5 protein-coding genes and 2 pseudogenes are annotated in these 6,871 nt (G+C 70.0%); 5 read left to right on the forward strand and 2 right to left on the reverse strand.

Features of this window, described 5'->3' with window-relative positions; genetic code table 11:
* Together JF597_RS00580 and JF597_RS00585 are read left to right on the forward strand one after the other, a co-directional pair.
* The coding region (locus tag JF597_RS00580; RefSeq protein ID WP_293986613.1) for an AraC family transcriptional regulator at positions 1 to 760 on the forward strand (760 nt) is incomplete at its 5' end.
* 292 nt (positions 761 to 1,052) lie between these two features.
* A complete protein-coding gene (locus tag JF597_RS00585; protein ID WP_293986615.1) occupies positions 1,053 to 2,105 on the forward strand; it encodes a hypothetical protein in 1,053 nt (350 codons plus the stop codon).
* A gap of 259 nt (positions 2,106 to 2,364) precedes the next feature.
* Here JF597_RS00585 and JF597_RS00590 read toward each other — a convergent pair.
* Together JF597_RS00590 and JF597_RS00595 are read right to left on the reverse strand one after the other, a co-directional pair.
* Positions 2,365 to 3,149 (reverse strand): annotated as a pseudogene (locus tag JF597_RS00590) (leucine zipper domain-containing protein); the annotation flags it as partial.
* Positions 3,146 to 4,324: a Cmx/CmrA family chloramphenicol efflux MFS transporter gene (locus JF597_RS00595; protein ID WP_293986617.1), complete on the reverse strand. Its 1,179-nt coding sequence runs from the start codon at positions 4,322 to 4,324 to the stop codon at positions 3,146 to 3,148. The gene JF597_RS00595 and the pseudogene JF597_RS00590, both read right to left, overlap by 4 nt.
* 385 nt (positions 4,325 to 4,709) lie before the next feature.
* Here JF597_RS00595 and JF597_RS00600 point away from each other — a divergent pair.
* The 3 genes and pseudogenes from JF597_RS00600 to JF597_RS00610 form a co-directional block, all read left to right on the forward strand.
* Positions 4,710 to 4,910 (forward strand): annotated as a pseudogene (locus tag JF597_RS00600) (flavodoxin); the annotation flags it as partial.
* A gap of 380 nt (positions 4,911 to 5,290) precedes the next feature.
* Entirely contained in the window at positions 5,291 to 5,995 is a 705-nt protein-coding gene (locus tag JF597_RS00605; RefSeq protein ID WP_293986619.1) for a response regulator transcription factor, read from the forward strand.
* On the forward strand, positions 5,992 to 6,871 hold an 880-nt coding region (locus JF597_RS00610; RefSeq protein ID WP_293986621.1), incomplete at its 3' end, for a HAMP domain-containing sensor histidine kinase. The genes JF597_RS00605 and JF597_RS00610, both read left to right, overlap by 4 nt.

Raw genomic sequence — 6,871 nt, forward strand, 5'->3', positions numbered from 1 at the left:
CGCCCTGATCAGCGGCACCAACCGGTACACGATCGCCGACGCCCCGGACACCCCGCCGCAGGTGGTGATCCGCGGCGGAAGGAAGCACGTCATCGACAGTGGGACGGCGGCCCAGCAGAACCTGGCGCCCCGCACGTACGGTGACGGGCTGCCCGGCGCCACCACCCTGCTCCGGGGTGCCTACGAACTCCGCGGCGACGTGGGCGAGCGCCTGCTGGTCATGCTCCCGCCGCTGGCCGTCGTTCCCGCCGGGCCACGCACCCGGGCGGCACTGGACCTGCTCGCCGCTGAGGTAGCCCACGATGAGCCCGGCCAAGACGCCGTGCTGAACCGGCTGCTGGACCTCGTACTGGTCCTGGCGCTGCGCGCCTGGTGCGCCCGGCCGCAGGCCGAACCCCCCTCCTGGTACGGGGCGCTGGTGACCCCGGCCGTCGGCGACGCGCTGCGCCTGCTGCACGAGGACCCGGCGCGCCGGTGGACAGTCGCCGAGCTGGCCGCGCGGGTCGGCCAGTCCCGGGCCACCTTCGCCGCGCGCTTCACCCGCGCGGTCGGTGAGCCGCCGCTCACATACCTCACCGGCTGGCGGATGGCCTTGGCGGCTGATCTGCTGCGCGACACGGAGGAGACCGTCGCCGCGGTGGCGCGCGAGGTGGGGTACGAGGACGCGTTCGCATTCAGTGTGGCGTTCAAGCGGGCGCGCGGGGTCAGCCCATCGGACTGGCGGCGCCAAGTGCGGTCGGGATGGCGGGTCAAGTCATGACGGATGACCCGGGCCGGCCGATCCACCGCCTGCTCAGTGCCTTGCCGACCCCGCCGACCACGTCTCCGCACAGGCCACAGCCTGCCGCAGCCACTGGATGCGACGGCTCGCCGATCCCTCAACCGGACAGCTCACGAAGTCACATACGAGAAGACCGCGACCATAGAGCTGGCCGGACTCCACATCGCTGGCATCTTCCTGTGGTCCGCCTGCTGACACAGGGAAGCTGTGCGGTGGCAGCTGACGTAGATCGGTACGCCCATTGTCAGACGCTGCTGGCAGCATCCCTGCCATGAACGCCATCTTTACCACCCCGCCGCGGCTGTTCGACGTCACCGCGCTCTTTCCTCAACTGGCCCCGCTGGCGCGCACGGCGACCCGGCTGCACCCGCGGCCGGGGTCGCCGACCGTGCGCGACAGTTCCGTCGGCGGGCCACTCCTGTGGCCCGCCGACGAGCCGTGGCCCCACTGCGTAGAGCCGCACGACAGCGAAGCGGCAGACGAGATGCACTCTCCGGACGAGATCCGGACCCTGCGTCGCATCCGTGTAGCAGCGGCCGAGCGGCGGCTCCGCGACCCCGAGGCACCCGTGATCACGCCCGCGGAACGGGAGATCGAGCAGCGGCTCCGTGAGGGCCACCCGTGGTTCGACGGCCCGATTCCCATGATCCCCGTGGCCCAGCTCTACGCCCGCGATGTCCCTCTCCCGGCCAGCCCTCCCGGAGTCGACCTTCTCCAGGTCCTGTGGTGCCCTTGCGACCACGAGGAGTTTGCACACCCCCGAACTGCCCTCTTCTGGCGTTCCTCCGCTTCCGTCACCGATGTCCTCGAGGCCCCGCCCGAGCCGCCCGTGATCCAGTTCGACTGGTACCTGCCGGAACCGTGCTTGCTCGCACCGGAACAGATCACCGAATACCCCAGCCCCCTGGAGCTGAGCAAGGAACTGCAGCAGCAGTTGGGCGACGTGAACCTGTGGGAGACAGCGGGATTCGCGTGGGACAGCACCGGCGCGTTGGACCCGCAGGAGTTCTACTTCCGCAACCTGTGCCACGCCCCCGGGTGGAAGACCGGCGGCTGGACCCGCTGGGGCCTCACCGACCCCATGCCCCGCCCGTGCCACGAATGCGGCACCGAGACGACCCCGCTCCTCACCATCGCGTCCTCGGAATGGGACGCCGGCAGCAAGAGCTGGATGCCCGATGAGGAACGGACGAACCCGACTCCGCTCCTCCTCGGCACCCCGCGCTCGAACTTCACTCTCCTCGACATCGCCGGCGCCTACAGCCTGCAACTCCACGTCTGCCCTGCGTCCCCGGAGCATCCGCACATCGAACTGGTCCAGTGAGCCCTCGCGGAAGTCCTCCGCGCCGACGCGTACGCCGCGATCGGCACCGCGATCGACCCTCCAGTCAGGAGCCTTGGCCCATTACCAGATGATCCAAACGACGGGCCTAGGCGCGCGTGTTGACGAAGCGCACGGTCGATCCCGAGCCTGCCTGCACCGACTCCATGCACCACTGGCACAGGGGACTGCCGCCGGAGCCGTCCCGGTGGGTCGCGCTGACTTCTCTGCACTTCAGCTTGTCCTACAAGTCGAAGGGACGCTTGGTCCGTTGGTGGCGGGAGGCCCACGAGATCAGGGAGCGCTCGAAGACTGCGGCGCGGTAGTTTGCGCCGTTGTCGGTGACCACGCGCACGACCCGGTGGATGCCGTGGGCAGCGAAGAACGCGCGGGCGCGGCTGAGGAACGCCACGGTGGTGGCGGCCTTCTCATCGGGAAGTGGCTCGGTGTAGGCCAAGCGGGAGAATCCTCGACGGCAGAGTGCAGGTAGACGTACCGGCTCTTGGCGCCACCGGTCTTCGCGCGCTGTGCGGCCTTGGCCTGCTCGGAGCCGCGTCCGTGGGCCCGCCACCCGCCGCCGTCGGGGATCCGTCCGACCTTCTTGACGTCCAGGTGGACCATGTGGCCCGGGTAGCGGGCCACGATCCGTTTCGACGGGCGTCTGTTGGCCGAGCCGTCGGGGTCGAGGAACCGGCGGTGGTTGATGCCCAGGCGCCCCAGCCACCTGCCTACGGTGCGCTCGCTGATCTGCACACCCTGGCCTGCGAGTTCGAGGGTGATCCGGCGGGCGGACCACTTGTTGTCCCGCCGCAGCTGCTCGATCCGTTCGACGACATCGGATGGGGTCTGGGTGGGTGAGGATCGCGGGATGCTTGGGCGATCGTGCAGCCCGAGTTCGCCGTGCGTGTCGTACCGGTTCTTCCACTTGGACAGGCAGGCGCGGGAGACACCGGCCTCCGCCGCGACGTGCGCGATCGGACGGGTGCGGCAGCGTTCCACGAGCCTTCGGCGTCCCTCGATGGTCAAGGGGGCGTTCGCGTGTGTCACTGGAGCACCTCGGTGCTCCGGCCGGCCGTGATGGCGCTGAGGAGGGGGAACGCGACGAGCAGCGCGACCGCGACGAGGAGTCCGCTTGCCCAGAGCGGCCCGAGGTCCCCGGCTTCGGTGCTGAGGGTGGCCGCAGCAATGACGGGGCCGACGGCGGCGCCCACGTTGAGCGCCGCGGTCGCATACGAGCCGGCCATGGTGGGGGCTCCCGCTGCCTGGTAGAGGACCCGCGTAATCAGCGTGCTGCCCAGCGCGAACGACAGTGCGCCCTGCACGAACACGAGGATGAACAGGGCGACCGGCTCGTTGGCCAGCATCGCCAGGGCCGGCCAGCCGATGAGCAGCAGCGGGCCGACGACTGCGATGACCGGACCGGGACGCCGGTCGGACAGCCGGCCGGCGACGGTGACGCCCACGAAGGAACCGGCGCCGAAGAGCACCAGAGCAACCGAGATCCACAACTCGCCCAGCCCGGCGCTGTCGGTCACCACGGGGGCGAGGAAGGTGAGGCTTGCGAAAGTTGCCGCGTTCACCAGCGCACCGAGCAGCATCACCAGGATCAACCGTGGCCGGGTGAGCTGGGCGAGCTCCGCTCGCAACGCCGGCCTGCCAGTCGCCTCATCTTCATCACCTCCGGCTGGGATTCCCTTCAGGATGCCGAGAGCTGCCGGCAGGCAGAGAGCGGCGACAGCCCAGAATGTGGCCCGCCAGCCGAGCAACGTGCCGAGCACCGAGCCGCCGGGGACACCGGCGATCGTGGCCACCGTCGTGCCTGACAGCAGCACGGCCAGCGCACGTCCCTTCCTGTCGGGTGGAACCAGGGTGGCGGCAGCCGTCAAAGCGACGGCAAGGAACCCTGCGTTCGCGAGCGCCGCGACGACCCGAGTAGCGAACAGGACCGGGAAGCTCGTGGCCATGGCGCCCACGGCATGAGCTGCCGCGAAAGCGAGGACGAACCCGAGAAGGCTGGCGCGCCGGGGCCAGCCACGGGCAAGCGCGGCCACAAGTGGGGCACCGACGATCATGCCGACCGCGAAGGCCGAGGTGAGCGTTCCGGCTGTCGCGACTGTGACATCGAGGTCTGAGGCGATGTCCGGCAAGAGGCCGGCGAGCATGAATTCCGAGGTGCCCATGGCGAAAACCGCCATGGCAAGCAAGTACAGCGGGAGAGGCATCGAGTGGCTCCGAGGTGAGGAGAAGCACGAGAAGGTCATCTCGTCACCGCGGCCAGCCCCAAGCGCACACTCGTCGCACCGCTAAAAGCGGGGCGACGACAGGGCTACGAGCTCAGTGGTTCAGGGGGCTGACGGCGTGACCGAAAGCCCCCACCTTGTCTGACTCAGGACTCGACATGGCCCGCACGCTACCCGACCGATGTCCGTCGAAGCATCTTGGTTTCACGGGCATTGGCTGTGTCACCAACGCCATGTCCCGCAACAACTAGCTGGCCCAGCCCCCGCGTAACAGGGGATGATCGTCCCCGATTCATTAAAGATCTTGATTACCCGAGCGCCGGTCACACGAAGAGCGGACCTCGATCAGCGGACCTGACGTATGCCAAAGGACACCCGCCGCTTCGTCCGGCGGTACCGCCAAGGTTTCGCCGAGCGCCCGCTCTGGTTCTTCAGCAGTGAGCCGGTCGACGCCTCGGCCGCCGAGCGGGACATCCCGCCCGTGCCCGGCGTGAAGCGGGACATGACAGAGCTGGACGCGAATGGACACGTCACCTTCGGCGGTTGCCTCGAAGAAGGTGCGAAGGGATAGGTGTTGAAGGAACGCGAGACATGAGGAGGGCGAAGGCAGCTGTACCTCGTGATCCTCCCAGGCGCCGTGGTTCGCCTCCGGCACGCCGAAAGGTAGTTCTGCCGCGCGGGAGGGGTGCCGCCAGGCGTGGGCACGGCACGCAGTCGTTTCCCCGTCAAGTTCAGCGTGTTGAAGGGGATTCGGTTCGGGGCGGGGTGCATGGGGCGGAGTCTCCTGCACGCTCACTGCTGCGTCGGCTGTCGGGGCCCGTGGTCTGGTCGGCGTGGGTGCTGTTCGCATCGACAGGGACGGTTGGCCCTACCGTCGGCACAGGGCGCTGACGCACTCTGGGGGAGTGAGCGCAGTAAATCCCCTCAACCGGGAGGGCGGCGACCCGTATGAACGCCCAGACCAGGGGGGATGCCGAGGAGACGCGGGTGCTGGTCGTGGAGGACGACCGTGGCATCGCGGAGTCCTTGGTGCGCGGCCTCCGGCAGGCCGGATACGGAGCCGAAGGCGTCCGGACCGGGCGGGCGGCGCTGTCGGCGCCCACGCCCGACGTCGTCCTGCTGGATCTGGGGCTGCCGGACATCGACGGCGTCGAGGTGTGCCGGCGGCTGCGTGCCCGGTCGGATGCCGCGATCATCGCGGTGACCGCTCGGGGTGAGGAGGCCGACCGGGTGGTGGCCCTGGACGAGGGTGCCGACGACTACCTGGTCAAGCCTTTCGGGCTGGCCGAGCTGCTGGCGCGGATGCGGGCCGTGCTGCGCCGCAGGCGTCCTGCGGAGCCGGAGATCCTGCGGCACGGGCCGCTGGCGCTGGACCTGCGAACCCGGCAGGTCTCGGTCGACGGATGTGCGGTCGCGCTGACGCCGAAGGAATTCGGCATCCTGGAGTGCCTGGCCGCGGACCCCGGCAGGGTGGTGACCCGTCAGCAGATCCTGGAGCGGGCGTGGGACGCCCACTGGTACGGGCCGACGAAGGTGCTGGACGTGCACGTGGCCGCGTTGCGCCGCAAGCTCGGCATGCCGGGGCTGATCGAGACGGTCTACGGGCAGGGCTTCCGGCTCGGGACGGTCCAGGAGTCGCAGGAGCAGCAGTGACGCGCCGGATCACCTGGACGCTCCTGGTCCTCACGTCCGTGCTGTTGGTGCTGGCGGTGGTACCGCTGGCGGTGTCGTTGACGGCGCGCGAGCGCGTCGCCTACCGCGACAGCCAGCGGGCTGCCACACGGGTGGTCGCCGCGGCGGCCGAGGAGCATCTCTCCGACAACAAGCCGCCGACCGTGATGCGCCAGGAGCTGGAGGCCGCAGCGCGGGCCGGGGACTGCGCCGCGGTGTACGACACCTCCGGGCGCGTGGTGGCCAGTACGTCCTGTACGGCGGCCCAGGGTGAGGAGGCGGCGGAACTGGTGAAGGACGTGCTGGCCGGGCACGAGCCGGAGCCACCGGAGAACGAGGGACGGCTTGTGGCCGCGGAACCGGCCGGAGAGGTGCACCGGCCCGCTGGAGCCGTCGTTCTGGCCCGCTCCGCCGGCCCGCTGGACACCCGTATCGCGGCTATTTGGGGCTGGTCCGCCGCGATCGGCATCGCCGGGCTGGCCGCGTCTGCGCTGCTGTCCGTGCGCTTGGCCCGTTGGGTCAGCCGTCCGTTGTCGACGCTGGACGTCAGCGCCCGGCGACTGGGTGAGGGTGTCCTCGACGAGCGGGCCGATGTCGGGGCGGGTCCGCCGGAGGTGCGTCGGCTGGCCGCCACCTTCAACACCATGGCGGCCCGCACGGAAGCCCTGGTTCATGGCCACCGGGCGGTGATCGCGGATGTGTCCCACCAGCTGCGCACCCCGCTGACCGCGCTGCGGCTGCGCCTCGATGTCCTGGCCGCCGGTGCCGAGGGTGTCACCGCGGCGGAGCTGGGCGCCGCGCAGGAGGAGATCGCACGGTTGTCCCGGCTGGTCGACGGGCTGCTGGCGGTCGCGCGTG

It is taken from the genome of Streptomyces sp., assembly GCF_019510245.1.
GTDB lineage: Bacteria > Actinomycetota > Actinomycetes > Streptomycetales > Streptomycetaceae > Streptomyces.

Bases quoted from the DNA above. Each gene is read 5' to 3' on its own strand.
- JF597_RS00595 (WP_293986617.1), bottom strand. From the start codon at position 4,324: ATGCCTCTCCCGCTGTACTTGCTTGCCATGGCGGTTTTCGCCATGGGC.
- JF597_RS00605 (WP_293986619.1), top strand. From the start codon at position 5,291: ATGAACGCCCAGACCAGGGGGGATGCCGAGGAGACGCGGGTGCTGGTC.
- JF597_RS00585 (WP_293986615.1), top strand. From the start codon at position 1,053: ATGAACGCCATCTTTACCACCCCGCCGCGGCTGTTCGACGTCACCGCG.